Below are 3086 nucleotides of genomic sequence, written 5' to 3'. Positions count from 1 at the left end.
CGAGGACATCCCCTATGCCAAGAACCGCTACCTCAAAGAGATCACGCGGCACTATACGGTGATCAACGACCGGCTGGGGGTGACGAAATACCTGGGCGGCGACACCTATTCCATCGCCGACATCGGCGCCTGGGGCTGGATGAACTTTGCGGGCTACATCTTTGACGACGGGCTTGCGGGGTTCCCGAACGCCAAGCGGCTCTTCGACGAAATCTCGGCCCGCCCCGCCGCTGCGGCTGTCCAGAAGCTGCGCGAGAAGTTCAGCTTCAAGCAGGACTTCGACGATGAAGCCAAGCGCGCGCTCTTTCCGCAGAATGTCGACCGGGCCGCATAAGCATGGGGTCGCTCGTCGATGCACTTCGTGCACTCCTCGCTGGCGCTGCTCCAGCGAAGAGCGTCGAAGACATGCGATGAGCGGCCGGTCAGGCCCTTAGCGTGCCGCCGGTCGCTTTCGTCACCTTCTCGATGATCTTCGCGGAAACCGCCTCGATCTCGGCCTCGGTCAGGGTCGCGGCGGTGGGCTGCAGCCGCACGGTCAGCGCGATGGACTTCCTGCCCGCCCCCATCTGCGCCTCGGCCTTGTCACCGGCGAACTGGTCGAAGACCCGAACGCTTTCGATCAGCGCCTTGTCGGCGCCCTGCGCTGCGTTGACGGCGGTCAGCGCCTCGACCTTCGCGTCGACGACAAAGGCGAAGTCGCGTTCCACCGCCTGCAGGTCGCTGATCGCCAGCGCCGGGCGGGTCGGTGTCTTGACCTTCGGTGCGGGGACGTTGGCCACGAGCACGGTGAACGCCACCGCCGGACCCTTGACGTCCATCGCCTGAAGGATGCGGGGGTGAACCTCGCCGAAGGTCGCCATCACGGTCGGCCCAAGGCCGATCACGCCCGACCGGCCGGGGTGCCACCAGTCGGCGACCTTCCGGGTGATCTGCGTGCGGGCGGGGGCGCCAAGGGTGGCCAGCACCGCCTCGGCATCGGCCTTGGCATCATAGACGTCGATCATCCGGCGGCTCCCGTGGGGGTCGCGCTGGGCTGCTGCCCCGACCAGAAGGCCCGTGGCCTGCAGGTGCTGCTCGCCGGGCTCGCCGCCGTGGAAGGCGGGGCCGATCTCGAACAGCGCCAGGTCCATGAACCCGCGCGCCTGGTTCCTTGCCGCCGCCGCCAGAAGGCCGGGGAGGAGGTCGGGCCGCATATGCGTCATCTCGGACGAAATCGGGTTGTCCACCCGGACGGCATCCGTGCCGCCGCCGAAGAGGGCCGCGGCCCTGGCGTCGATGAAGCTGTAGGTGACGCATTCGTTGTAGCCAAGGGCGGCCAGCGTCCGGCGGGTGGTGCGCTCACGTACCTGCAGGGGCGTCAGGATCGGCTTTGGCACGCCAGGTTGCGTGCGGGCCATTGGCGCGCCCTTGAGCTTGGTCAGGCTCGCGATCCGGGCGACTTCCTCGACCAGATCGGCGTCGCCCAGGACGTCGGGGCGCCAAGTCGGCGGGGTGACGGCGGTGCCGTCAAGCGTGAAGCCTAGCGCCTCCAGCGTGGCGCGCTGGGTGGCTTCGGGGATGTCCATCCCCACAAGACTGACCACCCGGGCGGGGTTCAGCTGGTAGGTGCGTTTGGTGTCGATGGGGGCACCGTCAGCGACCACCTCGGACGGCTCGCCGCCGCAGAGGTCGAGGATCATGCGGGTTGCAAGCTCCAGCCCCGGCAGAGTGAAGGCCGGGTCGACGCCGCGCTCAAAACGATAGCGGGCGTCGGAGTTGATCTTGAGCGCGCGACCGGTGGCGGCGATGGTGATCGGGTCCCAGTAGGCTGACTCGAGGAAGACGTCGGTTGTCTCGGGGGTGCAGCCGGAGGCTTCGCCGCCCATGATACCGGCGAGCGATTCCGGACCGTGGCTGTCGGAGATGACCATCTGGCCGACAGCCAGCGTGTAGGTCTTGCCATCGAGTGCCAGCAGCGTCTCGCCCCCTTTGGCGGGGTGGATGCGCAGGTCGCCGTTCACCTTGGCGGCGTCGAAGACGTGGAGGGGGCGGTTCAGGCCGAAGGTGAAGTAGTTGGTGATATCCACCAGCGCCGAGATTGGGCGAAGGCCGACTGCCTTCAGCCGCGCCTGCATCCAGTCGGGCGAAGGGCCGTTCCTCACGCCGCGGATCAGGCGGCCGGTGAAGTGGGGGCAGCCCTTGGCCTTCAGCGCGGGGTCGATCTTCACGCCGATGGGGCTGGGGAAGCGGCCGGGAACCGGGGTTACCTTCACCGCCTTCAGGGTGCCAAGGCCCCGCGCAGCAAGGTCGCGGGCGATGCCGTGGACGCCCAAAGCATCGGGGCGGTTGGGGGTGACCTTGATCTCGATCACTGGGTCGTTCAGCCCCTTCCAGTCGATGTAGCGCACACCCAGCGGTGCGTCGGCAGGCAGTTCGATGATGCCGTCATGGTCCTCGGACAGCATCAGTTCGCGCTCGGAACAGAGCATGCCGTTCGAATCGACGCCACGGATGTTACCGGGCTTGAGGTCAACGCCCGTGCCGGGGACATGGGTGCCGGGGGGGGCGAAGACACCCACCAACCCGGTCTTGGCATTGGGCGCGCCGCAGACGACCTGCACCTCTTCGGTGCGGCCGCCGGGGCCGTCGGGCCAGGTCTCGACCCGGCAGACGCGAAGGCGGTCGGCGTTGGGGTGCTGAACCGCCTCGATCACCCTGCAGATGCGGAAGGCCCCCAGCTGAGCGGTCGGGTCTTCCACGCCCTCAACCTCAAGCCCGAGGTCGGTCAGCGCCTCGGCGATGGCGTCGACGGGGGCCGTCGTGTCGAGGTGATCTTTCAGCCAGGCGAGGGTGAACTTCATCGTGCGGGTTCCCGGTGCGGTGCGGCACCGGGCTTAGCGCAAAGGGCGGGGAAGGGGAAGCGGGTCGGGGGCCGACTGGTGGATCAGCTTGAATATCCGCTTTGCGGGGTGGGTTCAACTGATCGACGCAACACACTCTGCGAATCTCTCTGCTGGGGTTTGATATTGCAAGGTCTTGCGTGGTCGTTCGTTCAGCTGTCTGGCAATTGCGCTGAGTTTTGCCTGTGAATGGACAGATAGATCGGT

General features: G+C 67.1%; 2 protein-coding genes and 1 pseudogene. 1 reads left to right on the top strand and 2 read right to left on the bottom strand.

From position 1 onward, the window contains the following. Positions 1–334, top strand: a 334-nt coding sequence (locus ACRCSW_RS10300; protein WP_438704807.1) for a glutathione binding-like protein, incomplete at its 5' end; no start/stop codon positions are given. An 88-nt stretch (positions 335–422) separates the two neighbouring features. On the opposite strand, the gene pheT is transcribed toward ACRCSW_RS10300, so the two are convergent. Together pheT and ACRCSW_RS10290 are read right to left on the bottom strand one after the other, a co-directional pair. Beyond that, positions 423–2840 (bottom strand): phenylalanine--tRNA ligase subunit beta, encoded by a 2418-nt coding sequence (gene pheT / locus ACRCSW_RS10295; protein ID WP_438704806.1) that lies wholly within the window; start codon positions 2838–2840, stop codon positions 423–425. A gap of 114 nt (positions 2841–2954) precedes the next feature. Then, a pseudogene (locus ACRCSW_RS10290) lies at positions 2955–3086 on the bottom strand (IS30 family transposase); the annotation flags it as partial.

The organism is Tabrizicola sp., assembly GCF_051645465.1.
In the GTDB taxonomy this organism is placed as follows: domain Bacteria; phylum Pseudomonadota; class Alphaproteobacteria; order Rhodobacterales; family Rhodobacteraceae; genus Tabrizicola.
This window is presented reverse-complemented; position numbering and strand designations above follow the sequence as displayed.